The organism is Streptomyces sp. NPDC046122, from assembly GCF_056429965.1.
This window is the reverse complement of the sequence record NZ_JBWKLQ010000001.1, coordinates 907,131-932,623: the sequence shown is the minus strand read 5'-3', so window position 1 is coordinate 932,623 and position 25,493 is coordinate 907,131. Positions and strand designations below refer to the sequence as shown.

Annotated in this window: 22 protein-coding genes; 17 read left to right on the top strand and 5 right to left on the bottom strand. The window is 73.3% G+C overall.

Annotated features, from left to right (window positions below):
* The first annotated feature begins 1 nt into the window (after position 1).
* From AC07FK_RS04035 to AC07FK_RS04010, 6 genes are all read left to right on the top strand, one after another.
* The gene (locus tag AC07FK_RS04035) at positions 2-1,351 is read left to right on the top strand and encodes a condensation domain-containing protein (RefSeq protein ID WP_479102277.1); all 1,350 of its coding nucleotides are present in this window, start codon (positions 2-4) and stop codon (positions 1,349-1,351) included.
* A 9-nt stretch (positions 1,352-1,360) separates the two neighbouring features.
* The gene (locus tag AC07FK_RS04030) at positions 1,361-2,983 is read left to right on the top strand and encodes a condensation domain-containing protein (protein WP_479102275.1); all 1,623 of its coding nucleotides are present in this window, start codon (positions 1,361-1,363) and stop codon (positions 2,981-2,983) included.
* Positions 2,984-3,195: 212 nt separating this feature from the next.
* Positions 3,196-3,585 (top strand): cell division protein SepF, encoded by a 390-nt coding sequence (locus tag AC07FK_RS04025; RefSeq protein WP_479102273.1) that lies wholly within the window; start codon positions 3,196-3,198, stop codon positions 3,583-3,585.
* Between the two features lie 56 nt (positions 3,586-3,641).
* Positions 3,642-4,862 (top strand): AAA family ATPase, encoded by a 1,221-nt coding sequence (locus AC07FK_RS04020; protein WP_479102271.1) that lies wholly within the window; start codon positions 3,642-3,644, stop codon positions 4,860-4,862.
* A complete protein-coding gene (locus AC07FK_RS04015; protein ID WP_479102269.1) occupies positions 4,859-5,209 on the top strand; it encodes a nucleotide pyrophosphohydrolase in 351 nt (116 codons plus the stop codon). The genes AC07FK_RS04020 and AC07FK_RS04015 overlap by 4 nt, the downstream gene beginning before the upstream one ends.
* A gap of 140 nt (positions 5,210-5,349) precedes the next feature.
* Complete coding sequence (locus tag AC07FK_RS04010) at positions 5,350-5,877, top strand: DUF6099 family protein (RefSeq protein ID WP_479102267.1); 528 nt, start codon at positions 5,350-5,352, stop codon at positions 5,875-5,877.
* A gap of 5 nt (positions 5,878-5,882) precedes the next feature.
* Here AC07FK_RS04010 and AC07FK_RS04005 read toward each other — a convergent pair whose 3' ends face one another.
* Positions 5,883-6,113 (bottom strand): hypothetical protein, encoded by a 231-nt coding sequence (locus AC07FK_RS04005; protein WP_479102265.1) that lies wholly within the window; start codon positions 6,111-6,113, stop codon positions 5,883-5,885.
* Positions 6,114-6,355: 242 nt separating this feature from the next.
* Here AC07FK_RS04005 and AC07FK_RS04000 point away from each other — a divergent pair, with 242 nt between their 5' ends.
* From AC07FK_RS04000 to AC07FK_RS03965, 8 genes are all read left to right on the top strand, one after another.
* Complete coding sequence (locus AC07FK_RS04000) at positions 6,356-7,279, top strand: LLM class F420-dependent oxidoreductase (RefSeq protein WP_479102263.1); 924 nt, start codon at positions 6,356-6,358, stop codon at positions 7,277-7,279.
* A gap of 76 nt (positions 7,280-7,355) precedes the next feature.
* Positions 7,356-8,273 (top strand): homocysteine S-methyltransferase, encoded by a 918-nt coding sequence (gene mmuM, locus AC07FK_RS03995; RefSeq protein WP_479102261.1) that lies wholly within the window; start codon positions 7,356-7,358, stop codon positions 8,271-8,273.
* Between the two features lie 42 nt (positions 8,274-8,315).
* A complete protein-coding gene (locus AC07FK_RS03990; RefSeq protein ID WP_479102259.1) occupies positions 8,316-9,887 on the top strand; it encodes a 3' terminal RNA ribose 2'-O-methyltransferase Hen1 in 1,572 nt (523 codons plus the stop codon).
* Positions 9,884-12,418 (top strand): polynucleotide kinase-phosphatase, encoded by a 2,535-nt coding sequence (locus tag AC07FK_RS03985; protein WP_479102257.1) that lies wholly within the window; start codon positions 9,884-9,886, stop codon positions 12,416-12,418. Before AC07FK_RS03990 ends, AC07FK_RS03985 begins: the two co-directional genes overlap by 4 nt.
* A 100-nt stretch (positions 12,419-12,518) precedes the next feature.
* Positions 12,519-13,751 carry an arginine deiminase gene (locus tag AC07FK_RS03980; RefSeq protein ID WP_479102255.1) on the top strand — a complete coding sequence of 411 codons (1,233 nt, stop codon included), beginning with the start codon at positions 12,519-12,521 and terminating at the stop codon, positions 13,749-13,751.
* A gap of 64 nt (positions 13,752-13,815) precedes the next feature.
* Complete coding sequence (gene argF / locus AC07FK_RS03975; protein ID WP_479102254.1) at positions 13,816-14,832, top strand: ornithine carbamoyltransferase; 1,017 nt, start codon at positions 13,816-13,818, stop codon at positions 14,830-14,832.
* Between the two features lie 308 nt (positions 14,833-15,140).
* Entirely contained in the window at positions 15,141-15,968 is an 828-nt protein-coding gene (locus tag AC07FK_RS03970; protein ID WP_479102252.1) for an enoyl-CoA hydratase family protein, read from the top strand.
* Between the two features lie 2 nt (positions 15,969-15,970).
* On the top strand, positions 15,971-18,295 hold the full coding sequence (locus AC07FK_RS03965) for a bifunctional salicylyl-CoA 5-hydroxylase/oxidoreductase (RefSeq protein WP_479102583.1): 2,325 nt from the start codon (positions 15,971-15,973) through the stop codon (positions 18,293-18,295).
* A 78-nt stretch (positions 18,296-18,373) separates the two neighbouring features.
* Here the strand turns inward: AC07FK_RS03965 and AC07FK_RS03960 are convergent, their stop codons facing one another.
* The 3 genes from AC07FK_RS03960 to AC07FK_RS03950 are packed head-to-tail and all read right to left on the bottom strand — an operon-like array spanning position 18,374 to position 21,767.
* Positions 18,374-19,213: a GNAT family N-acetyltransferase gene (locus tag AC07FK_RS03960; RefSeq protein ID WP_479102250.1), complete on the bottom strand. Its 840-nt coding sequence runs from the start codon at positions 19,211-19,213 to the stop codon at positions 18,374-18,376.
* Positions 19,214-19,261: 48 nt separating this feature from the next.
* Positions 19,262-20,146 carry a PaaX family transcriptional regulator gene (locus AC07FK_RS03955; protein WP_479102249.1) on the bottom strand — a complete coding sequence of 295 codons (885 nt, stop codon included), beginning with the start codon at positions 20,144-20,146 and terminating at the stop codon, positions 19,262-19,264.
* A gap of 4 nt (positions 20,147-20,150) precedes the next feature.
* Positions 20,151-21,767 (bottom strand): AMP-binding protein, encoded by a 1,617-nt coding sequence (locus tag AC07FK_RS03950; RefSeq protein WP_479102247.1) that lies wholly within the window; start codon positions 21,765-21,767, stop codon positions 20,151-20,153.
* 84 nt (positions 21,768-21,851) lie between these two features.
* Here AC07FK_RS03950 and AC07FK_RS03945 point away from each other — a divergent pair, with 84 nt between their 5' ends.
* Both AC07FK_RS03945 and AC07FK_RS03940 read left to right on the top strand, forming a co-directional pair.
* Positions 21,852-22,961, top strand: a complete 1,110-nt coding sequence (locus tag AC07FK_RS03945; RefSeq protein WP_479102246.1) for an acyl-CoA dehydrogenase family protein — start codon at positions 21,852-21,854, stop codon at positions 22,959-22,961.
* Positions 22,958-23,392 carry a RidA family protein gene (locus tag AC07FK_RS03940; RefSeq protein ID WP_479102244.1) on the top strand — a complete coding sequence of 145 codons (435 nt, stop codon included), beginning with the start codon at positions 22,958-22,960 and terminating at the stop codon, positions 23,390-23,392. The genes AC07FK_RS03945 and AC07FK_RS03940 overlap by 4 nt, the downstream gene beginning before the upstream one ends.
* A 61-nt stretch (positions 23,393-23,453) precedes the next feature.
* Here AC07FK_RS03940 and AC07FK_RS03935 read toward each other — a convergent pair whose 3' ends face one another.
* Complete coding sequence (locus AC07FK_RS03935; RefSeq protein ID WP_479102242.1) at positions 23,454-24,698, bottom strand: LmeA family phospholipid-binding protein; 1,245 nt, start codon at positions 24,696-24,698, stop codon at positions 23,454-23,456.
* A gap of 97 nt (positions 24,699-24,795) precedes the next feature.
* On the opposite strand from AC07FK_RS03935, the gene AC07FK_RS03930 reads away from it, so the two are divergent.
* Positions 24,796-25,395: a GNAT family N-acetyltransferase gene (locus tag AC07FK_RS03930; RefSeq protein ID WP_479102240.1), complete on the top strand. Its 600-nt coding sequence runs from the start codon at positions 24,796-24,798 to the stop codon at positions 25,393-25,395.
* Positions 25,396-25,493 lie beyond the last annotated feature (98 nt).

Sequence of the window (25,493 nt, the reverse complement as noted above, 5' to 3'; positions counted from 1 at the left end):
CATGACCGCCTCCCTGACCGCACCGCGCACCGTCGCAGCCGGGCACCGGAACCCGCTGTCCGACATGCAGCGGTCGATGCTCGCCCACGAGGCCCTCGAAGAGCTGCCGATCTACACCATGCCGCTCTGCTTCGAGATCACCGGCCCACTCGACCCGGGCCTCCTCGAACAGGCCCTGCACCACGTGGTCCGCCGCCATCCGGTGCTGTGCGCGCTCTACGACGGCACCGAGGCGAGCGTCCTGGGCGACGCCGCCCCGCTGCCGCCCCTGCGCCGCCCGGACACGGCCGGGGCCCCGCCCGGGACGCCCGGCATCGCCCCGGCCCTCGCCGCTCACCTCGACGTTCCGTTCGACCTGACCCGTGAGGTGCCGGTCAGGGCCGCCCTGACCGCCGCTGGACCGAACCGGAACCAGCTCGCCCTGGCCGTGCACCACGTCGCCGGCGACAGCGTGTCGCTGGCTCTCCTGCTGCGGGAACTCGGCGCGGCCTACTCCGCCCTCGTCCGCGAGGCACGGCTGCCGCAACTCCCGCCCGCCGCCGACTTCTTCAGCCACGCACGCGCCGAACTCCAGGACGCCGCAACAACCCCGGCGCCTCCGGAGACAGGCCCGACACCCGGGGCCGCGGTTCCGGCCGGGGACGCCGCATGGTGGGCCGCCCACCTGCGCGGCACCCGCCCGCAGCCCTACCCCCGGCGCGTCCCTCCGCCGGATGCGGACCGCTGCACCCGTATCTCCCTCGATCTGCGCCTGGACGCGGACGACACCGCCGGCGTGCGGGAACTGGCCCGCATCGCCCGGGTGTCACCTTCGACCGTCCTGTTCACGGCCGTCTCCCACACCGTCGCCGGCCCGGACGACCACGAGACCGTGATCGGCCTGCCCACGGCCCTGCGCGACCGGCCCGAACTCCGCTCGGCCATGGGCCCGCTGCTGAACACCCTGCCCGTCCGCACCCGCCTGCGCCCGGGCGCCGGCCCCGTAGAAGCCGCCCGCGCCCACTCCGCCGCCATGGAGCAGTCGCTGGCCCACAAGGAGCTGCCGTTCTCCCGGATCGTGCACGCGGCCGGAGTGCGACGTTCCTTCGACGCCGCCCCGCTCTTCCTGCACGTGGTCAACATCGACCAGCAGCCGCTGCGACTGCGCCTGGCCGACGCCCGGTGCACCCTTCTGCCGGTCCCGCGCAGCTGGGTGGTCTTCCCCGCCCAATGGGAGTTCGGCTGGGGCGCCGTCGGCAACATCCGCGGCGAACTGCGCCTTTCCGCCGACGCGTTCACCGCCCGCCACGCCGACGAGCTGGCCGGACGCTTCCGTCATGCCCTCACCCGGCTCCTCCAGGACATCCTCTAAGGACCCGCCATGACCACGCCCCAGTCCACCGCCCCGGCCGGAAACGTCACCGCCGCTCTCCGCTCCCTGTTCGAGGAGATCCTCGGCCGGTCGGGCATCGGCGACGACGACGACTTCTTCGACCTGGGCGGGGACTCCCTGTCCGCCATGCGCCTGGTCACCCGGTCCCGGCAGGTCCCCCACCTGAACCTGACGATCCGCACCCTCTTCCGCAACCCCTCCCCGGCCGCGCTGGCCGCAGCGCTGGACGCCGCCGCCCGGGCCGAAGCGGAGCAGACCGGCCCCGGCCGCACACCCGGCCTGCCCGCCCCCGACCTCGGTCGCATTCCGCGCCCCGAGCACACGCCGCTGTCCTTCGCCCAGGAGGGCCTGTGGTACCTCGCTCTCCTCCACGGCCCCAGCCCCACCTACAACATCCCGGTCGCCGTCCGTCTCTCCGGCACGCTCGACACCGGGGCCCTCGAAGCGGCCCTGGGCGACCTGGTCGCCCGCCACGAGTCCCTGCGTACCGTCTTCCCGGAAGTCCGCGGTGTCCCCTACCAGCACGTCCTCACCCCCGAGGAAGCACGCCCGGTCCTGCACAGCCTCAGCTGCCCCCGCGCGGGCCTCGACGAGGCCGAACGGGCCGCCGCCCGGGAGCCCTTCGACATCCTGACCGGCCCGCCGCTGCGCGCCACCCTCCTCACCGTCGAGGACGAGCCGGGCAGTTACGTCCTCATGCTCGTCGTGCACCACATCGTCGGCGACGGGTGGTCGGTCCGCCCCATGGTCCGCGACCTCTCCGACGCGTACGCGGCCCGTGTCGCCGGACGCGCTCCGCAGCTCGCCGAGCTGCCCGTCCAGTACGCCGACTTCGCCCTGTGGGAGCGCGAGACCGTAGCCCGTACGCTCGACGACCGCCTGGCCCACTGGCGCCCCGCCCTGGCCGGCCTGCCCGACGCGCTGCCGCTGCCCACCGACAGGCCCCGTCCCGCCGTCGCCTCCTCCCGGGGCGCGGCCGAGCCCGTCACCGTGGACGCCGCTCTCACCGGCCGTCTCAGGGCCCTCGCCCAGGAGACCGGCGCCACCGTCTTCATGCTGCTCCAGACGGCCTTGGCGGTGGCTCTCACCCGGGCCGGCGCGGGGGAGGACATCCCGGTCGGCACCCCGGTCAGCGGGCGCGGGCATGACGACCTCGACGACCTGGTCGGCTACTTCGTCAACATGCTGGTCCTGCGGACGGACACCTCCGGCGCCCCCACCCACCGGGAGCTCCTCGCCCGGGTGCGCGCCGCCGACCTGGCGGCCTACGCCCACCAGGACGTTCCCTTCGACAAGCTGGTCACCGCGCTCAACCCGCGCCGCAGCGCCGCTCACCACCCGCTGTTCCAGGTCGTCCTCGCCTTCGGGGGCGGCGCGCATCAGCCGGTGACGATGCCCGGCCTCCGGGGCCGGACGGATCAGGTTCCCCTGGCCGTGGCCAAGTTCGACCTGGGCCTCTACCTCGACGAGACCCCCGCCGGGGCGATCACGGGCCACCTCGCCTACGCCACCGACCTGTTCGCCCCGGCCACGGCCCGGGCTCTCGCCGGTTCCTTCCTGGCCGCCCTCACCACGCTGGCCACCGCACCGGACACCAGGATCGGCGGCTGATCGCGCACGAGCCGGCCACCGCGCGGCAGGACCGCGCTGGCGAGGCGGTGGCGCGGTCCGCTCGCCGTCGAGCGGGGTGCCCCGGCCCACGGTCGCTGTCCGGGCCGCGCGGACATGTCACCGCTCATCCCGTCCGTGTCGCTGTTGGGCCGAACGGGTGAGGCGCGGGAAGATGGTCCGATGCAGACACAGCACGTGAGCGGAGTGGTCCGGTGAGCAGGTACGACGTCACCGATGAACAGTGGGCCGGGCTCGCTCAGGTCGTGCCGCTGCGCAGCAGGAACGAGTGGCCCTCCCGGGTCGATCACCGCACCGTGCCGCAGGAGGAGGCGGCCGCCGAGCAGCGGCGGATGATCGTGCTGCGCGTGCAGGTGTTCTCCGACGCCCGTGAGGTCGCGGAGTACCTGATCGCGCACGTACCGGTGCTCCTGGACCTGACGGCGGCGGACGTCGATGTGGCCAAGCGCATCCTCGACTTCAGCAGCGGCGTAGTCTTCGGCCTCGGCAGCGGCATGCACCGGGTCGACCGGAACGTCTTCCTGCTGTCGCCGGCCGGCATGGAGGTCGAGGGGGCCGAGGCGGCCGCCGTCCCCCAAACGTAGGAAGGTGGGTCAGGCGTAACGGTTCGCCCGCCGAAGTGCTGCGTACCGTCCGGGCCATGACTGCCGTTGCCCCGGGGACGACCCCGGGACCCTCAGCGCCTCCGGCGCACTCCGCACCTCCATCGCCCGCGGCACCTCCAGGGCCCCCGGCCCGGGGCCGCGGGGCCCCGACGGTGACCGAACTGCGGCTCTCCGCCTTCCGGTCGCACCGCGGCGCCGTCGTCCCGCTCGGCCCGGTGACGCTGCTCGCGGGCCCGGCGGGCAGCGGCAAGTCGAGCGTGCTGGAGGCGTACGACGCGCTGGCCCGCCTCGGCGGGGGCGCCCAACTCGGGGAGGTGTTCCGGGACCCGGCCGGCTGCGTCCCGGAGCGGGCGGGCCCCGACGCCCAGGGGCGGCGGGGATTCCGGATCGGCTGCACGGTGGACGGGCCCGTCGGCCCGGTGCGTCTGGACCTCGCCGTACAGGCCGAGCCGGAACTGCGCGTCGTCGGTGAGCGGCTGACGTGCGACGGGCAGACGCTGCTGAGCACGGCGCTGCGCGATCCGGGGCGCAGTACGGTCCAGGCGGCCTGGTACACGGCCGGCAGCGCGCCGGTGACGAAGGCGCCGCTGCCCGACGACGTGCTGGGTACGGCGCTGCTTCCGCTGCGCGTGGCCGGCAAGACGGCGGGGCAGCTGCGGGTGCTGGCGGCGGCGGAACAGGTGGTTCTCGGGCTGCGCTCGGTGTTCGCGTGCGACCCGCAGCCCGCGCGGATGCGGGAGCCGGCGGCGCTGGGCGACGCCCGGCTGCGGCGCGGGTGCGACAACCTGGCCGAGGTGCTGTGGCGTACCCACCACCAGTGCGCGAAGCGCCACGCGCGGCTGGCGGCGACGGTCCGGTCGGGGTGCGCGGGCCCGGTGGAGGCGCTGACCGTGGAGGAGCTCGCGGACGGGCGGGTACGGGCGCTGGTGGCGCGGGGCGGGGCGTTGGCCACGCCCGTGGAACGGCTGAGCGACGGGGAACTGCGGTACCTGGCGCTCGCGCTGGTCCTGCTGACCGGACCGGGGGTGCTGGCCGTGGACACCGTGGCCGAAGTCCCCGCCGCCCTGCGGACGCTGACGGTGCTCGCGGACGGCTTCGACCGGTGCCTGGACGAGCGTCAGACGCGGGAACTGGTGGCGCTCGCGGCCTCCGTCTGCGCCGACCGGCACATCAGGCTGCTGGGGACGGTCACGGACACCTCCGCCGCGTACGCGCGTGAAGCGGGCGGGGTGGCGGTGGTAGACCTGGGCCCGTGACCGAACTCGATCTGGCGGGACTGCAACGGCGGCTGGCGGAATTCGCGTCGGCGCGGGGCTGGGAGCCGTACCACACGCCGAAGAACCTGGCCGTGGCGCTGAGCGTGGAGGCGTCCGAACTGGTGGAGATCTTCCAGTGGCTGACGCCCGAACAGTCGGCGCGGGTGATGGAGGATCCGCGCTCCGCGCACCGGGTGGCGGACGAGGTGGCCGATGTCCTGGCGTACTTGCTGCAGTTCAGTGAGGTGCTCGGGATCGATGTGCTGGAGGCGCTCGCCGCCAAGATCGACCGGAATGAGGTGCGCTTCCCGGTGCCGGAAAACAAGGATCGTCACTCTCCGGAGTGATGAAATTATCCAAATTCGCTTTTCTGTCCACAGATTTCGCCATAGCCCTGGCTTTCCGGGCCCCATGCCCTCACTCTGGGTAGTGAACGGGTGAACGGTGCGCGAAAGAAGCGGGCCATGGTGAGGACGGGGGGCGGCGCATGGACGCGGTGAGGCTCATCGGGCAGAGCCGGCACGCACTCGCGCGGAGCCGCACGGCACGGGACATCCTGGCGGAGGCGTGGCAGGCGCAGGCCCTGACCCAGGCGGTCGGCGGGCACCTGGCGCTGACCGGTCCGGCGGAGCTGAGAGGCGAGGCGCGCGGGCTCAGCGAAACGGGCGGGCGGGGCTGCGGGGCGCTCGACATCCCGGCGCTGTGGGCGGGGGCGGCGGCCGACGCCGGGGGTCCGCCGCCGGACGCTCGGCCACGGGCGGCGCAGATGACGCAGGTGGGAGACGCGCGGGGGACGTTGATCGGGCTGAGCGCGCTTCTCGGCGAGGTGGGCATCGCGCTCGTCGGCGTCGCGTGCGCCACCGACGAGGAGGCGCTCTACTGGCAGTGCATCGAGGGCATCGACGCCGCCGACGAGTCGAGTGACCGGGTGCGCGGGATATTACGCCGCCTCGCGGTGCGGGAGCAGGACAGGCGGCGCAGCGCTGCCTGGGACTCGGCGGCGGAGCCGTCGTGACGCCGTCAGCCGTCGGCGGCACTCGGGTCGGTGGCGTGCTGGTCGGCGGCGGACCGGCGATCGGCTGTGCACTGGAGTTCGGCGTCGAGCAGCGAGAGGTCGGCGTTCAGCGCCGCCATCAGTTCCTCCATCTGCTGAAGCAGGCCCGTGGGCGACCCCGTTGCGTGCCGGGTCGGCTGTCGCGGTACCGGCTGCACGGCTCTGCCGGTCTGTTCGGATGCGGCTTCCTGGGACATGACGGCCTCCTCGGCCCCGGCTCTCCCACGGGGGAGCGCGGTGCGCGTACGCGCACCGGCAGGGGCCGCCGGCGCGAGGACCGGGCGGTTCGGCTCCGCCCGAGCCAACGACCACTCCGGGTGGTGGTCACCGGGGAGGCCGTGTGCGGGCTGCCGGGTGGTGGAAGTTCACCCGGGAGGGCAGTGCGGGGCCGGATGCCGGAGGTGGGGTTGACGGCGGCGGCACGGTGCAGGATGGAGGCATGGATCTTCGAATCTTCACGGAGCCCCAGCAAGGGGCGAGCTACGACACCCTGCTCACCGTCGCCAAGGCCACCGAGGACCTCGGCTTCGACGCCTTCTACCGGTCCGACCACTACCTGCGCATGGGCTCGGGCGACGGCCTGCCGGGGCCGACCGACGCGTGGATCACGCTGGCCGGGCTCGCCCGCGAGACCAAGCGGATCAGGCTCGGCACGCTGATGACCGCCGGCACCTTCCGGCTGCCGGGTGTGCTGGCCATCCAGGTCGCGCAGGTCGACCAGATGTCGGGCGGCCGGGTCGAGCTGGGCCTGGGCGCCGGCTGGTTCGAGGAGGAGCACCGGGCGTACGGCATCCCGTTCCCCAAGGAGAAGTTCGGCCGACTGGAGGAGCAGCTCGCCATCGTCACGGGGCTCTGGGCCACGGAGCCCGGCAGCACCTTCAGCTACGACGGGACGTACTACCAGCTGACGGATTCGCCCGCGCTGCCCAAGCCCGCCCAGGTGAAGGTGCCGGTGCTCGTCGGCGGGCACGGCGCGGTCCGCACGCCGCGGCTCGCCGCGCAGTACGCCGACGAGTTCAACATCCCGTTCGCCTCACTGGAGGACAGCGAGCGGCAGTTCGGGCGGGTCAGGGAGGCGGCCGAGCGGGCCGGACGGCGGGCGGACGACCTGGTGTACTCCAACGCGCTGGTCGTGTGCGTCGGCAAGGACGACGCGGAGGTGGCGCGCCGGGCGGCGGTCATCGGGCGGGACGTGGAGGAGCTCAAGGCCAACGGGCTCGCCGGTTCGCCCGCCGAGGTGGTCGACAAGATCGGCCAGTACGAGGCGATCGGCGCGTCGCGGATCTACCTCCAGATGCTGGACCTGGACGACCTGGAACACCTGGAGCTGATCTCCTCGCAGGTCCAGTCGCAGCTGACCTGACCTGACCTGACCTGACCTGACCGCAGGCGCCCGGTGTTCCCGCGCCGGGCCCGCCCGCCGAGTGAAGGAGCCCGCCGTGAAGCCCGTCCGTCCGTTGGCCGCCGCGCTCGGCGGCGACGCGCCGGGGCCCGTCGTCCTCGACGGCGGCCTGTCCAACCAGCTGGAGGCGCAGGGCTGCGACCTGTCCGACGCGCTGTGGTCGGCGCGGCTGCTCGCCGACGGGCCGCAGCAGATCGAAGCGGCGCACGCGGCCTATGTGCGGGCGGGCGCCCAGGTGCTGATCACCGCCAGTTACCAGGCGACGTTCGAGGGCTTCGCGCGCCGGGGGCTCGGCCGAGGCGAGGCGGCGGAGCTGCTGGGGCGCAGTGTCGAACTGGCCCGTGCGGCGGGGGCGTCCGTGGACCGGGAGGTGTGGGTGGCGGCCTCGGTCGGGCCGTACGGGGCGATGCTGGCCGACGGCAGTGAGTACCGGGGGAGGTACGGGCTGTCGGTGCGGGAGCTCGAGCGGTTCCACCGGCCGCGCGTCGAGGCGCTGGTCGCGGCGGGGCCCGACGTGCTGGCACTGGAGACGGTGCCGGACACCGACGAGGCGCAGGCGCTGCTGCGGGCCGTCGAGGGGACCGGGATGCCGGTCTGGCTCTCGTACAGCGTCGCGGGCGGGCAGACCCGGGCCGGCCAGCCGCTGGACGCGGCCTTCGCCCTCGCGGCGGGCAACGACCAGGTGATCGCGGTGGGGGTCAACTGCTGCGAGCCGCGCGACGCGGACGCCGCCGTGGAGGTGGCGGCCTCCGTGACCGGGAAGCCGGTCGTGGTCTACCCGAACAGCGGTGAACGGTGGGACGCGGAGGGGAGGCGGTGGCGCGGCGGAAGCACGTACGACCCGAGGCGGGTGCGGCAGTGGCAGGCGTCCGGGGCCCGGCTGGTGGGCGGCTGCTGCCGGGTCGGGCCGGCGGAGATCGCGGAACTGGCCCGGCCGGCCGGACCGTTCGCTTAAACCCCTGGTCCAGGGCGGGGTGGGCCGACGATACTCGGACGCGTGTTCCTGACGATCAGCACTACCGGCAACCAGGAGCGTCCCGCGACCGACCTCGGCTTTCTGCTGCACAAGCACCCCGACAAGGCGCAGACGTTCTCCACTTCCCACGGCACGGCGCACGTCCTCTACCCCGAGGCGTCCGCCGAGCGGTGCACGGCCGCGCTCCTGCTGGAGGTGGATCCTGTGGCGCTCGTGCGGCGTGGCAAGGGCAAGGGGCGCGGCGGCTCACCCGACTCCGCGCTCGCGCAGTACGTCAACGACCGGCCGTACGCCGCGTCGTCGCTGCTGGCCGTCGCCCTGAGCACGGTCTTCAAGACCGCGCTGCAGGGCGTGTGCGCCGCGCTGCCCGAGCGTGCAGCGGCCCCGCTGCCGCTGCGCGTCGAGGTGCCCGCGCTGCCCGCCCGGGGCGGCGCGGAGCTGGTGACGAAGCTGTTCGCGCCGCTGGGCTGGACGACGGTCTCCGCGGAGCCGGTGCCGCTGGACGAACAGTTCCCGGAGTGGGGCGACTCGCGGTACGTACAGCTGGTGCTGGAGGGCGAGCTGCGGCTGGCCGACGCGCTGCGGCAGCTGTACGTCCTGCTGCCGGTCCTCGACGACGCGAAGCACTACTGGGTCGCGCCCGACGAGGTGGACAAACTGCTGCGCGCCGGTGAGGGCTGGCTGGCCGACCACCCCGAGCAGAAGCTGATCACCAGCCGCTACCTCTCGCGCCGCTGGAGCCTGACGCGGCAGGCCATGGAGCGTCTCGAACTGGTGCGTCTGGCCGAGGCCGACGACCTCGCGGTCGAGGAGATCGACAACGCGGTCGACGAGACGACGGACACCGACGAGCGGCCCGTGCCGCTGGCCGTGCGGCGCCGCGACGCGATCCTGCAGGCGCTGGACGCGGCCGGGGCGACCCGGGTGCTCGACCTGGGCTGCGGGCAGGGCCAGCTGGTGCAGGCGCTGCTCAAGAACGTGAAGTACACCGAGATCGTCGGCGTGGACGTGTCCATGCGCGCGCTCACCATCGCCTCCCGGCGGCTCAAGCTCGACCGGCTGGGTGAGCGGCAGGCCGAGCGTGTGAAGCTCATGCAGGGCTCGCTCACGTACACCGACAAGCGGCTCAAGGGGTACGACGCCGCCGTGCTCAGCGAGGTGATCGAGCACCTCGACCTGCCGCGGCTGCCCGCCCTGGAGTACGCCGTGTTCGGATCCGCGCGGCCGCTCACCGTCCTCGTGACGACGCCGAACGTCGAGTACAACGTGCGCTGGGAGAGCCTGCCCGCCGGGCACGTACGGCACGGCGACCACCGCTTCGAGTGGACGCGCGAGGAGTTCCGCGCGTGGGCCGGGCAGGTCGCCGAACGGCACGGCTACACGGTGGAGTTCGTGCCCGTCGGTCCCGAGGACCCCGAGGTCGGCCCGCCGACGCAGATGGCCGTGTTCACCCGGACCGCCCAGGGCGAGCAGGACCAGCGGGGCAAGGACCAGCGGGGCAAGGACGAGCGGGACGGCGGCAGGCGGGACCACGACGAGCAGGGCAAGGGCACGCAGGCCGCGCAGGACGAGAAGGAGGCGAAAGCCGCATGAGCACCACCACCCGCACGCTTCCCGTCACCGACCTGTCCCTCGTGGTCCTCGTGGGCGCCACCGGATCGGGCAAGTCCACCTTCGCCCGACGGCACTTCAAGCCCACCGAGGTCGTCTCCTCCGACTTCTGCCGCGGCCTCGTCGCCGACGACGAGAACGACCAGAGCGCGAGCCGCGACGCCTTCGACGTACTGCACTACATCGCGGGCAAGCGCCTGGAGGCCGGACGGCTGACCGTCGTCGACGCGACCAACGTGCAGCAGGAGAGCAGGAAGCAGCTCGTCCAGCTGGCCCGTAAGTACGACGTGCTGCCGATCGCCATCGTCCTCGACCTGCCGGAGGAGGTCTGCGCCGCGCGCAACGCCGGACGCCCCGACCGGGCCGGGATGCCCCGCCACGTCATCCAGCGGCACCGGCGCGAGCTGCGCCGTTCGCTGCGGAGCCTGGAACGCGAGGGCTTCCGCAAGGTGCACGTCCTGCGCGGCGTGGAGGAGGTCGACGCGGCCGAGGTCGTACTGGAGCGCCGTTACAACGACCTCACCCACCTCACCGGCCCCTTCGACATCATCGGTGACATCCACGGCTGCCGCTCCGAGCTGGAGACCCTGCTCGGCAAGCTCGGTTACGTCGACGGTTCGCACCCCGAGGGGCGTACGGCCGTCTTCGTCGGCGACCTGGTGGACCGCGGCCCGGACAGCCCCGGCGTGCTGCGCCGGGTGATGGGCATGGTCGCCTCCGGCGACGCCCTGTGCGTGCCCGGGAACCACGAGAACAAGCTGGGCCGTTACCTCAAGGGCAGGAACGTCCAGCACACCCACGGACTCGCCGAGACCGTCGAGCAGCTGGACAAGGAGGACGACGCCTTCAAGGAGCGGGTGCGGGAGTTCATCGACGGCCTCGTCAGCCACTACGTCCTCGACGGCGGCAACCTCGTCGTGTGCCACGCGGGCCTGCCGGAGAAGTACCACGGCCGCACCTCCGGCCGCGTCCGGTCGCACGCCCTGTACGGCGACACCACCGGCGAGACGGACGAGTTCGGCCTGCCGGTGCGGTACCCGTGGGCGGAGGAGTACCGGGGTCGCGCCGCCGTCGTCTACGGCCACACGCCCGTGCCCAACACCTCCTGGATCAACAACACCATCTGCCTGGACACCGGCGCGGTCTTCGGCGGAAAGATGACGGCGCTGCGCTGGCCCGAGCGCGAGCTCGTCGACGTACCGGCCGAGCGGGTCTGGTACGAGCCGGCCAAGCCGCTCACCACCGAGGCTCCGGGCGGACACGACGGCCGTCCGCTGGACCTCGCCGACGTGCACGGCCGCCGGGTCGTCGAGACGCGGCACATGGGGCGGGTCGCCGTGCGCGAGGAGAACGCAGCGGCGGCGCTCGAAGTGATGAGCCGCTTCGCCGTCGACCCGCGTCTGCTCACCTACCTGCCGCCGACGATGTCGCCGACCGCCACGTCGCACGTCGAGGGCTACCTGGAGCATCCGGCCGAAGCCTTCGCGACGTACCGGGCCGACGGTGTCGGCAGAGTCGTGTGCGAGGAGAAGCACATGGGCTCGCGTGCGGTGGCGCTGGTCTGCCGGAACGCGGACGTGGCGCGCGAGCGCTTCGGCGTGGACGGTCCCACGGGGGCTGTGCACACCCGCACCGGCCGCCCCTTCTTCGACGACCCGACCACCGCCGAACTGATCCTCGGCCGGCTGCGCACCGCCGTGACCGAGGCCGGTCTGTGGGAGGAGCTCGACACCGACTGGCTGCTGCTCGACGCGGAGCTGATGCCCTGGTCGCTCAAGGCGTCCGGGCTGCTGCGCCACCAGTACGCCGCCGTCGGCGCGGCCGCGCGTGCCGTCTTCCCCGGTGCGGTGGCGGCCCTCGAAGGAGCGGCCGGGCGCGGGGTCGACGTCAAGGAGCTGCTCGCGACGCAGCGCCGGCGGGCCGGCGACGCCGCCGCGTTCACGGACGCCTACCGGCGCTACTGCTGGCCGACCGAAGGGCTGGAGGGCGTGCGGCTCGCGCCGTTCCAGCTGCTCGCCGTCCAGGGGCGCTCGCTCGCGGGCGTACCGCACGACGAGCAGCTGGCGTGGCTGGACCGGCTGGTCGAGCACGACCCGACCGCGCTCCTGCAGACCACCCGCAGGCTGATCGTCGACACCGGCGACCCGGCGTCCGTCCAGTCGGGCATCGACTGGTGGCTGGAGATGACCAGCCGGGGCGGCGAGGGCATGGTCGTCAAGCCGGTCGAGGCGCTCGTACGGGACGGGAAGAACCGGCTCGTGCAGCCTGGTATCAAGGTCCGCGGCCGCGAGTACCTGCGGATCATCTACGGTCCCGAGTACACGCGCCCCGAGCAGCTCGGCAGGCTGCGCGAACGCTTCCTCGGCCACAAGCGCTCGCTCGCCCTGCGCGAGTACGCGCTCGGCCTGGAGGCGCTGGACCGGCTGGCCGGGGGAGAACCGCTCTGGCGGATCCACGAGGCCGTGTTCGCGGTCCTGGCGCTGGAGTCGGAGCCGGTCGACCCCCGGCTCTGATCCCCTCCGTCCACGGCGCCCCCGGTGAGAAAATGTGATCGCCTCGAACCGGGGGCGCCATACGCACGCGCCCGCGGCCGTGCTCGGCCAGGATGGAGCCATGGGATTCCACGTCGATTCCGAGACCGGGCGCCTGCGCCGCGTCATCCTCCACCGACCGGACCTGGAGCTGAAGCGCCTCACCCCCGGCAACAAGGACGCGCTGCTCTTCGACGACGTGCTGTGGGTGCGCCGCGCGCGCCAGGAGCACGACGGGTTCGCCGACGTCCTGCGCGACCGGGGCGTCGAGGTGCACCTCTTCGGTGATCTGCTGCGCGAGTCGCTGGAGATCCCGGAGGCCAGGAACCTCGTCATGGACCGGGTCTTCGACGAGAAGGAGTACGGTCCGCTCGCCACCGGGCACCTGCGCGAGACGTTCGACGAACTGCCCGTGGCCGAGCTGGTCGAGGCGCTCGTCGGCGGCATGACCAAGCGCGAGTACCTGGAGCGGCACCCCGAGCCCACCTCGGTCCGCTTCCACGTCATGGACCTCGACGACTTCCTGCTCGGGCCGCTGCCGAACCACCTGTTCACCCGGGACACCTCCGCGTGGATCTACGACGGTGTGGCCATCAACGCGATGCGCTGGCCGGCCCGGCAGCGCGAGACCGTGCACTTCGAGGCGATCTACAAGCACCATCCGCTGTTCAAGAGCCCGCAGGCGGGTGCGTTCCACCACTGGTCGGAGGGCCAGACCGACTACCCGTCCACCATCGAGGGGGGCGACGTCCTGGTCCTCGGGAACGGCGCCGTCCTGATCGGGATGAGCGAGCGCACCACCCCGCAGGCCGTGGAGATGCTCGCCCAGGGCATGTTCGCGGCGGGCTCGGCGACCACGATCGTGGCGCTCGACATGCCCAAGCACCGGGCGTTCATGCACCTCGACACGGTGATGACCATGGTCGACGGCGACACCTTCACGCAGTACGCCGGTCTCGGCATGCTCCGTTCGTACACGATCGAACCGGGCGTGGGGGAGAAGGAGCTGAAGGTCACCGACCACCCGCCGGAGCACATGCACAAGGCCATCGCGGCCGCCCTGGGCCTCAGCGGCATCCGGGTGCTGACCCCCACCCAGGACGTGCACGCGGCGCAGCGCGAGCAGTGGGACGACGGCTGCAACGTCCTGGCGGTCGAGCCGGGCGTCGTCGTGGCGTACGAGCGCAACGTCACCACCAACACCCACCTGCGCAAGGTGGGCATCGAGGTCATCGAGATCCGGGGCAACGAGCTGGGCAGGGGGCGCGGCGGCCCCCGGTGCATGAGCTGCCCGGTCGAACGGGACGCTGTATAGTGATGCGACCTTCTGTATATAGTTTCATCACTTCGCTTTCGTGACCGACCCAGGAGCAGCCACCATGGCGACAGACCTCGCAGGCCGCCACTTCCTCAAGGAGCTGGACTTCACCGCCGAGGAGTTCCGGAGTCTGCTCGACCTCGCCGCCGAGCTCAAGGCGGCCAAGAAGGCCGGTGCCGAGGTGCCGCGGCTGCGCGGCCGGAACATCGCGCTGATCTTCGAGAAGACGTCGACCCGTACGCGCTGCGCATTCGAGGTCGCCGCCGCCGACCAGGGGGCGTCGACGACGTTCCTGGACCCCTCCGGCTCGCAGATGGGGCACAAGGAGTCGGTGAAGGACACGGCGCGCGTACTGGGCCGGATGTTCGACGGGATCGAGTACCGCGGGGACAGCCAGGCCGCGGTCGAGGAGCTGGCGGCGTACGCCGGCGTGCCGGTCTTCAACGGGCTCACCGACGACTGGCACCCCACCCAGATGCTCGCCGACGTGCTGACCATGACCGAGCACTGCGCCAAGCCGCTGGAGCGGATCGCCTTCGCCTACCTGGGCGACGCCCGGTTCAACATGGGCAACTCCTACCTGGTCACCGGCGCGCTGCTCGGCATGGACGTACGCATCGTCGCGCCCAAGGCGTACTGGCCGGCCGAGGAGATCGTGGCGCGCGCCCGGGAGGCCGCCGAGGTGAGCGGCGCGCGCGTCACCCTCACCGAGGACGTCGCCGAGGGAGTCCTGGGCGCCGACTTCGTCGCCACCGACGTCTGGGTGTCGATGGGCGAGCCCAAGCAGGTCTGGGCCGAGCGCATCGAGGCGCTCGGCCCGTACACCGTCACCATGGACGTCCTGCGGGCCACCGGGAACGCGGACGTGAAGTTCCTGCACTGTCTGCCGGCCTTCCACGACCTCGGCACGAAGGTCGGCGCCGAGATCCACGAGCGGTACGGCCTCGCCGAGCTGGAGGTCACGGACGAGGTGTTCGAATCCGCGCACTCGGTGGTCTTCGACGAGGCCGAGAACCGCATGCACACGATCAAGGCGGTGCTGGTCGCCACCATGGCCGGGGGCGACGGCGCGGTGTGACGCGGGCGCCCCAGGGCGGCCCGCCCAGCACGGACCGGCGGGCGCCGCGACGCGCCAGGAGGCGCGGTGCGGTGTCTCCGTTTCCCGCACGGCGTGATGCCCCTTTCCAGGGAGAGCGGACGGGCGGTCTTCAACCGTACGAACTTCACCATGCCGGGCGAAGAGCCGCCCGCCCGTCGGACGCGGGTCGTCCGGCACCCCGCGAGGGGACCTGCGCCCTTTATCGCGCGATCCTGACGACAGTCACGCATCGGTGATACCTTCGAGAGGCAGGCACCAGCCGCACGGCTGAAGGAGGCCCCGCCCCGATGAGCCCCTTTCCCAGTTCCGCACCGCGCACCGAGCAGTGGCACCACCTGCGGGTGACCGTCGAGGACGGTGTCGCCACCGTCACCCTGGCCCGCCCCGAGAAACTCAACGCGCTCACCTTCGGCGCGTACGCGGACCTGCGCGACCTCCTCGCCGAGCTGGCCCGCGAGCGCGCGGTGCGCGCCCTCGTCCTCGGCGGCGAGGGACGCGGTTTCTGTTCCGGCGGCGACGTCGACGAGATCATCGGCGCCACGCTCTCCATGGACACCGCCCAGCTCCTCGACTTCAACCGGATGACCGGGCAGGTCGTACGGGCGCTGCGCGAGTGCCCCTTCCCCGTCGTCGCCGCCGTGCACGGGGTGGCCGCCGGGGCGGGCGCGGTGCTGGCCCTCGCGGCCGACTTCCGGGTCGCGGACCCCTCCGCCCGCTTCGCGTTCCTCTTCACCAAGGTCGGCCTCTCGGGCGGCGACATGGGCGCGGCCTATCTGCTGCCGCGCGTCGTGGGGCTCGGGCACGCCACGAGGCTGCTGATGCTCGGTGAGCCGGTGCGCGCGCCCGAGGCCGAACGGATCGGCCTGATCAGCGAACTGACGGACGAGGGGCGGGCCGACGCCCGCGCGGCCGAGCTGGCCCGGCGTCTCGCGGACGGACCGGCCCTGGCGTACGCGCAGACGAAGGCCCTCCTCACCGCGGAGCTGGACATGCCGCTCGCCGCCGCCGTCGAAATGGACGCCGCCACCCAGGCGCTGCTGATGAACGGCGACGACTACGCCGAGTTCCACGCGGCCTTCACCGAGAAGCGTCCGCCGAAGTGGCGGGGGCGCTGACGATGCGCCGCCCCGGGCAGGACGGTCGAGGCGGCCCACAGGGGCCGCGCGGGCGCGCGCTGCGGGTCGCCGTCGTGGGCGGGGGCCCCGGAGGTCTCTACGCCGCCGCGCTGCTCAAGCGGCTCGACCCCGCGCGCGAGGTCACCGTCTGGGAGCGCGGCGCGCCCGACGACACCTTCGGCTTCGGAGTCGTCCTCTCCGACGAGACCCTCGGCGGCATCCAGCACGCCGACCCCGTCGTCCACCGGGCCCTCCAGGACGAGTTCGTGCGGTGGGACGACATCGACATCGTCCACCGCGGCCGGACACTGACCTCCGGCGGCCACGGCTTCGCCGCCCTCGGCCGCCGCCGGCTCCTGGAGATCCTGCACGAGCGCTGCCGCTCCCTCGGCGTCGGCCTGCGCGTCCGCGAGGAGGCGCCGCCCGCCGCCGAGCTCTCCGCGGCGTACGACCTGGTCGTCGCCGCGGACGGCGTGCACAGCCTCACCAGGGCGGCGTACGCCGATGTCTTCGGCCCCCGCGTCACCGCCCACCGCTGCCGCTACATCTGGCTCGCCGCCGACTTCGCCTTCGACGCCTTCCGCTTCGAGATCGCCGAGACCGAGCACGGCGTCATGCAGCTGCACGGCTACCCGTACGCCAAGAACGCGTCGACCGTCATCGTCGAGATGCGCGAAGAGGTCTGGCGGGCCGCCGGTCTCGACCGCTGCGACGAGGCGCAGTCGACCGAACGCTGCGCCAAGGTCTTCGCCGACGCGCTCGGCGGGAGGGCGCTGCGCGGCAACAACTCGTCCTGGATCGCGTTCCGCACGGTCGTCAACGACCGCTGGAGTCACGGCAACACGGTCCTGCTCGGCGACGCCGCCCACACCGCCCACTTCTCCATCGGGTCGGGCACCAAGCTGGCCGTCGAGGACGCCCTGGCGCTGGCGGCGTGCGTCGACGAGCAGCCCGACCTGCCGGCCGCGCTGGCCGCGTACGAGGCCGAGCGGCGTCCCGTCGTCGCGTCCACGCAGCGCGCGGCCGCCGCCAGTCTGCGCTGGTTCGAGGACCTCGCGACGTACCTCGACCAGCCGCCGCGGCAGTTCGCCTTCAACCTGCTCACCCGCAGCCGCCGCGTCACCCACGACAACCTGCGGCTGCGCGACCCCGGCTTCACCGGCGCGGTGGAGGAGGACTTCGGCTGCCCGTCCGGTACACCGCCGATGTTCACCCCCTTCCGGCTGCGGGGCCTGACCCTGCGCAACCGGGTGGTCGTCTCACCGATGGACATGTACTCGGCGGTCGACGGCGTCCCCGGCGACTTCCACCTCGTCCACCTGGGCGCGCGGGCGCTCGGGGGAGCCGGTCTGGTCATGACCGAGATGGTGTGCGTCAGCCCGGAGGGCCGCATCACGCCGGGCTGCGCCGGCCTCTACACACCGCGGCAGGCCGCCGTCTGGCGCCGGATCACCGACTTCGTCCACCAGCAGTCACCGGGCACGGCCGTCGGCGTGCAGCTCGGCCACTCCGGACGCAAGGGCTCGACGCGCCTGATGTGGGACGGCATCGACGAGCCGCTGGACGACGGGAACTGGCCCGTCGAGGCGGCGTCCGCGCTGCCGTACCGCGAGGGCGTCAACCAGGTCCCGCGCGAACTCGACACGGACGGACTCGCCCGCGTCCGCGAGCAGTTCGCGTCGGCGGCGCGGCGCGCGGCCGACTGCGGCTTCGACCTCCTGGAACTGCACTGCGCCCACGGCTACCTGCTGTCCGGCTTCCTCTCCCCGCTCACCAACCGGCGGACGGACGCGTACGGCGGTTCCCTCGCCGGACGGCTGCGCTTCCCGCTGGAGGTCTTCGACGCCGTGCGCGCGGTCTGGCCGGACGACCGGCCGATGACGGTCCGGATCTCCGCGACGGACTGGGCGCAGGGCGGTACGACGGCCGAGGACGCGGTCGGGATCGCGCGCGCGTTCGCCGCGCGCGGGGCCGACGCGATCGACGTGTCGACCGGCCAGGTCGTGGCCGACGAGGCCCCCGAGTACGGACGTTCGTACCAGACGCCGTACGCCGACCGCATCCGCAACGCGCTGGGGGTGCCGGTGGTGGCGGTCGGTGCGATCTCGTCCTGGGACGACGTGAACTCACTCCTGCTCGCCGGGCGCGCGGACCTGTGCGCGCTGGCGCGGCCGCACCTGTACGACCCGCACTGGACGCTGCACGCGGCGGCGGAACAGGACTACTCGGGGCCGGGCGCGCCGTGGCCCCTGCCGTACCGGGCGGGCAGCCGCACCCCGCCGACGGGCCGGACCGACGCGCCGAAGCCGCGGCTGAGTCTGGGGTAGGGCGCGCCGTGGGGCCGGGCCCGTCCCGGTCCGCGAGCGGCACGGGAGGCAGCGCCCGCCACAGCCGCCCCCGGGGTGTCAGCCCTTCGGGGCGATCTCCACGCGGTCCGCCACCGGGCGGTAGCCGATGCGCCGGTACACCCCGTTGCTCGTCGGGTTCGCGAGGTCCGTGAACAGCAGCACCTCGGCCGCCCCCGCCCCCCGCGCCGCCCCGCTCACCACCGCCGTGACCGCCGCCGCGTACCCCCGGCCCCGCCACCTCGGCGGCGTGTAGACCGGTGCCACCCGCACCGTGCCCGCCGCCGGACGCGAGACGCCCGCCATGGACACCGGGACGCCGTCGTGCTCCCACAGGGTCAGACCGCCGTACGCGATGCGGTCGTCGACCGCCCGCCCCGCCCCCGGCCCGGGGTGGCCGGCTTCCCGCCGGAAGGCGTTCACCCACTCCACCAGCAGGGCCCGGTCGGCCGCCGTCGCCACCCGGGCGCGGCCCGCCGGAGCGGGGTCCGGCGGGGTCAGCCTGCCCAGCCGGTACAGGCGCTGCTCGACGACCGTCGTGACCTCCGCGCCGGTACGCCGCCACCGCGCCGCCAGCGCCTGCGCGGTGCCCCGCTCCGCGCTGACCGCCGGGCCGCCCCACTCCGCGCACACCTCCGCCAGCGGTCCCACCGCCTCCGCCGGCACCGTCCCCACCAGCACCGCGTGCGGCGGCGTCCACAGCAGCGCGCCCGTCACGCGGCCGTCCGCGCCGCGCCACCAGCCGTAGCGCGGGACGCCTTCGCCGTACGCGTCGTTCCCGCGCCGCCGCAGCGTGTCGGCGACGGTCAGCAGCAGGGTGTTCTCCACGGGCCGCGCGCCGACAGCGGCGCCCGCGACGGCCAGGTACGCGTCGAGGTCTTCGGTGAGTGTCCAGGGCATGCCACATGCTGCCCGCGACGCCCCGGCCCCGTCACGCGTTTTTTCGGTTCAGCCGTCGCCGTTGCGGTCGCCGCCGTCCCTGCCGCCGTCGCCGCCCCCGCGCACGAACTCCGCCCCCGCGTCCCGCAGCCGCGCGTGCAGCCGCGCGAAGACCGCCGCCGAGCGCGCCCCGGGCCAGTCCGCCGGCAGCAGCTCGGCGGGCAGGCCGGGGTCGGCGTACGGAAGGCGGCGCCAGGAGTCGAGCGCCAGGAGGTAGTCCCGGTAGGCGTGCTCGGGGTCCGGCGACGGCGGACCGCCGGCCCCCGCCTTCTCCCGCGCAACCCACGACCGCAGCACCGGCTCGTGCAGGTCCAGGAACTCCTCGTGCTGCTTGGCGATCGACGTCAGGTCCCACCAGCGCGCCACCGCCTCCTCCGTCGCCGCGAAGCCGAGGTGCTCCCCGCGGAACAGGTCGACGTACGAGGACAGCTGGAGGCGCTCCATCGTGTGGCGGGTCTCCTCGTACAGCCGCGCCGGAGCGATCCACACCCCCGGCGCGGCCGACCCGAAGCCGAGGCGGGCGAGGCGGGAGCGCAGGACGTGCCGCTTGGCACGCTCGGCCTCGGGAACGGAGAAGACCGCCAGCACCCAGCCGTCGGACAGCCGCGGCGCGGGGCGGTCGTAGATGCGCCGGTCGCCGTCGTCCAGGAGCTGGTGGGCGTCGTCGGACAGCGCGTATCCGGCCGCGCCCCGGGGCGTACGGGCGGCCACCAGCAGGCCGCGGCGCTTGAGCCGCGACACCGACGAGCGCACCGACGGGGCGTCGACCCCGACCGCCGCCAGCAACCGGATCAGCTCGGCGACCGGCATGGGGTCCCCGCCTCCGCCGGGAACGCGTCCGTACGCGCCGTAGAGGGAGACGATCAGGGAACGAGGGGTGTGCTGCTCGGCCACGTGATCACTCTACGGCCGCCCGCAGCCGGAAGCGCTGGAGCTTGCCGGTCGGCGTACGGGGAAGGGCGTCCAGGAAGACGACGGCGCGCGGGCACTTGTACGGCGCCAGCTCGGCCTTGACGAAATCCCGCAGCAGCGCCTCCGTCGCCCCGTCGCGCGCCACCCCGTCGCGCAGGACGGCGTACGCCACCACGACCTGCCCGCGCCGCTCGTCGGTCCGCCCCACGACCGCCGCCTCGACCACGTCCGGATGGCGCAGCAGGGCGTCCTCGACTTCGGGGCCGGCGATGTTGTACCCGGCGGAAATGATCATGTCGTCGGCGCGGGCCACATACCGGAAGTAGCCGTCGGGCTCCCGGACGTACGTGTCACCGGTGACGTTCCAGCCGTCCCGCGCGTACTCCGTCTGGCGGTCGTCCCCCAGGTAGCGGCAGCCCACCGGTCCGCGCACCGCGAGGAGCCCCGGTTCGCCGTCGGGGACCGGCAGGCCCGCCGCGTCCACCACCCGCGCCTGCCAGCCCGGCACCGGCACGCCCGTGGTCCCCGGTCTGGCCGCCTCGTCCGCCGCCGAGATGAAGATGTGCAGCAGCTCGGTCGCGCCGATGCCGTTGATGATGCGCACGCCGGTGCGCTCGTGCCAGGCCCGCCAGGTCGCGGCGGGCAGGTTCTCACCGGCCGACACACAGCGGCGCAGGGCGCTCAGGTCGTGGCCGTCGAGATGGTCGAGCATCACCCGGTACGCCGTCGGGGCGGTGAACAGCACCGACACCCGGTGCTCGGCCAGGGCGGGCAGCAACTGCTTCGGTCCCGCCTGTTCGAGCAGCAGCGCCGACGCCCCCGCCCGCAGGGGGAAGATCACCAGTCCGCCGAGTCCGAAGGTGAAACCGAGCGGCGGACTACCGGTGAAGACGTCGTCGGGCCGGGGTTTGAGCACATGACGCGAGAAGGTGTCGGCGACGGCCAGCACGTCCCGGTGGAAGTGCATGCAGCCCTTGGGCCGCCCCGTCGTCCCCGACGTGAAGGCGATCAGCGCGACGTCGTCGGCGGAGGTCTCCACGGCGGTGTACCGCGACGGCTTGCCGGCCGCCGCCCGCAGCAGGTCGTCGGGCGCGTCGCCGCCGTACGCCGTGACGCGCAGCCCAGGCACCTCGGCCTTCACCAGGTCGTCGACGGCCCGTACGTCGCACAGGGCGTGGCCGACCCGGGCGATCTCGCACATGGTCGCCAGCTCGGATGCCCGCTGCTGCGCCAGCACCGTCACCGCCACCGCGCCCGCCTTCATCACCGCGAGCCAGCAGGCCGCGAGCCACGGCGTGGTGGGCCCGCGCAGCAGCACGCGGTTGCCGGGCACGATGCCCAGGTCGGTGGTGAGGACGTGCGCGATCCGGTCGGCGCGTGCGAGCAGTTCGCCGTACGTCCACACCTCGCCGGAGGCGGTGCGGAAGGCGGGCCGGTGCGCGCCGAAGCGTTCGATCGTACGGTCCAGGAGCTCCGCGCCGCAGTTGAGGCGGTCGGGATAGCGCAGCTCCGGACGGTCGAAGAGCAGCTGCGGCCACTGATGTGCGGGCGGAAGCTGGTCGCGGGGAAAGGTATCGATGTGCGCTGAGGTCTTCAGCTCCATGACGGGATCGCCCCCTTGTCGCCTCTTGAGCGTATCGTTTGGGTGACGACAGTCAACGGTTCGCGATAAGAGTGAGGCGAGGACATGCCGCAATTCGCGCTGGAACCCCGGCAACAGGAGTGGTGCGAGCGGCTTCGCGCCCTGGCCGCGAACCATCTGCGCCCTCTCGCCGAGAAGGGGGAACCGGGGCGGGTGAACCGCCCGTTGGTCGCCGCGCTCGGTGAACACGGCCTGCTGGCGCGGCTGTTCGACTCGGGGGCGCTCGACCTCTGCCTGATGCGGGAATCCCTCGCCCGGGCCTGCACCGAGGCCGAGACCGCCCTCGCCCTGCAGGGGCTCGGCGCCAGTCCCGTGGCCAGGGCGGGCACGGACGAACAGCGGGCGCGCTGGCTGCCCGAAGTGACCGCGGGGCGGGCGGTCGCCGCCTTCGCGCTCAGCGAGCCGGGCGCGGGATCGGACGCCGCGGCGCTCTCGCTCAAGACCGTACCGGAGGGTGACGGATGGCGCCTGTCCGGTGAGAAGCTCTGGATCTCCAACGCGCCGGAGGCCGACTTCTACACGGTGTTCGCCCTGACCGCCGAGGGCGCGGGCGCCCGCGGCGTCACCGCGTTCCTGGTCCCCGCCGGCCGCCCCGGTCTGACCGGCACGGCGCTCGACATGCTCTCGCCGCACCCCATCGGCGCCCTCGCCTTCGACGGCGTGCCGGTCACCCGCGCCGATGTCATCGGTGAGGTGGACCGCGGCTTCCGTGTCGCGATGGACACCCTGAACCTCTTCCGCCCCAGCGTCGGCGCCTTCGCCGTCGGCATGGCCCAGGCCGCGCTCGACGCGACCCTCGCGCACACCGCGAACCGCACTGCCTTCGGCGGCCTCCTCAAGGACCTCCAGTCGGTGGCCCACCAGGTCGCGGAGATGGCGACCCGCACGGAGGCCGCGCGCCTGCTCGTGTACGCCGCCGCCTGCGCGTACGACGCGGGCGAGCCCGGCGTCCCCCGCCGCGCCGCGATGGCCAAGCTCTTCGCCACCGAGACCGCCCAGTACGTCGTCGACGCCGCGGTCCAGCTGCACGGCGCCCGCGCCCTCCAGCGCGGCCACCTGCTCGAACACCTCTACCGGGAGGTACGGGCGCCCCGGATCTACGAAGGCGCGACCGAGGTCCAGCGCACGATCATCGCGAAGGAGCTGTACCGATGACCACGCACCACCCGGAGCACCCGCACCGTCCGCACCAGCTGCACCGCGTCAACCCGGCCGAACTCTCGCCGCCCTCCGGGTTCTCGCACGCCGTCACCGCCACCGGCTCCCACCTGGTCTTCCTGGCGGGCCAGACGGCACTCGACACGGACGGCAAGGTCGTCGGGGACTCGCTCCCCGCCCAGTTCGAGAAGGCGCTCGGCAACCTCCTCGCGGCGCTGCACGCCGCCGGCGGCGCCCCCGCCGACCTGGCCCGCGTCACGGTCTACGCCACCGATGTCGCCGACTACCGCGCCCACGCCGCCGAACTGGGCAGGATCTGGGGCCGGTTGGCGGGCCGTGACTACCCCGCCATGGCGGTGATCGGCGCGGTCCGCCTGTGGGACGAGCAGGCCCTGGTCGAGCTGGACGGGGTGGCCGTACTGCCGTGAACGCGCCGGGCGCCCTCCACCGGCCCGGGTCACGCCCGGCCGGTGGAGGGACGGGGGCCCGTTACCGCCCGCCGTCCGCCACGTCGCCGAACGTCAGTCCCGTACCGGCCAGGTCGGCCCGTACGCCCTCACGTTCCACGCTGATGCCGCGCAGTCGCAGCCCGGCCGGCTCGCCGGGCAGCCGGAAGTCCAGCGACAGCCGCTCGGACACCTCCGGCGGGCGCAGGCTGAGCAGCGCGCCGACCAGCCGGGGGTCGACGCCGGCCTTCTCCAGCAGCCAGGGGTGGTCCCTGACCACGTCCACGAGGTTGAGCCTCATCAGCTGCCGCAGGAAGCGGGGCGAACCGGTGAGTTCGTTCAGCGCCTTCTCGCTGCGCAGCGCCCGCTCGACCCATTCCTTGCGTACGCCGAGCCGGTCGACCACCGCCGGAACGGCCAGCAGGGCCTTGATCTGCGCCGCTTCCTCGCTGATCCGGGCGGCGGCCTCCGGGTGCAGCCGCAGACCGGAGTGTTCGCGGTCCTTGCCCGGCCGGTAGGTGACGAGGCCCGGGATGTCGAGCCGCATCCGGTCGACGGTGGTGGACACCGCCCGGTCGCCGTCGCGGCGGATGTGCGCCTCGGCGGTCACGCGCACGTCGTGACCGGCGACGGGCAGCGAGCCCGCCACGCGCACCCGGTCGTCGCCGTCCTTGGTGAACTTCGCCTGCGAGGCGCCCAGTTCGCGGTTCAGGTCGTCGAAGGACAGCAGGACGTCGCCGTCCACGCTGCCGACGACCGCGCCCCGGATCGATGTGGGGAGGTCGCCGACGACGCGGATGTCCCTGGCGGTGGCCCGTACCTGTGCGAGGGACACCCGGTCGGCGGCCACGTCGGGAACGGAGACCTCGACCTCCTCGAGCCGCCGGTTCGCGACCTGGGTGAGGAAGGGGAAGCCGCGGATCTCCACCTCGGGCGCGGTGCCCGTCCCCAGCGACTGCTGGAGTTTCTCCTCCGCCTTGTCCTGCGCGTACAGCACGGCGAAACGGTCGCAGGCCAGCAGGAGCGAGGCGAGAACGAGGCCGGTGGTGGCCAGTTTCAGTACGAAGGGGACAGCGGCGAGCCTGCTCCTGCCGCGGTGGTTGGGCGGCTTCCACTCCTCTTCGGCACGGCCGTCGCCGCCGGGCCGGTCGTCGGGCACGAGCCCGAGCGGGTCGTCCTCGCCGCCCGTCCGCGGGGGATCGGCGCAGTCCGGCTCCGGCGAGGCGAGCAGGGCCAGTTCGTCGTAGGGATTGGGGGGATGTGAGGCTATGCGTGTGGGGGGTCGCATCGGCTCATCCCACCATGTGTACCGCACTCGTACGCAAGCGCGATGGGCGGTACTTCGCGATTTGGTCCCCTATGTGACTGGGAATGAGAGATCCCCCATGAGCGATGCCTGGTTCGAACGCCCCACCCTGACCGGTCGTTTCGTCCGCCTGGAGCCCCTGACCACGGCTCACGCCGACGGCCTCTTCGAGGCGTTGAAGGATCCGTCGGTCTGGCCGTGGCTGTCGAAGGAGCAGCCCGCCGATGCGGCCGGGATGCGCCGGATCGTCGAAGGGCTGCTGGCGCGCCAGGAGGAGGGCGACAGCATCGCGCTCGCGCAGATCGACGTCGCGACGGGCGAGGTGGCCGGTTCCACCTCGTACTACGAGCTGGAACCGGCCGATCGCGGCATCGCCATCGGCTCCACCTGGCTCGGCAGCCGCTTCCAGCGCACCGGCATCAACACCGAGGCCAAGCTGCTGCTCCTCGGCCGGGCCTTCGACGTGCTCGGCGCGCTGCGCGTCACCTGGCACACCGACCACCGCAACGAGCGCTCGCAGCGGGCCATCGAGCGCCTCGGGGCGCGGCGCGAAGGTGTACTGCGCAGCCACCGGATCCGGCCGGACGGCACCGTGCGCGACACGGTCGTCTACTCCATGCTGGCCGACGAGTGGCCCGCGGCCCGTGAGGCCCTGACCGCCCGCCTCACGCGCTCGTGACCGCCGGCCTCACGCGCCCCTGAGGCGTACCGCTGATCGAGTGGTGGCCGTCAGAACCCAGGTTTACGGTCGAATGGTGGGCAAAACAGCCCACGGTC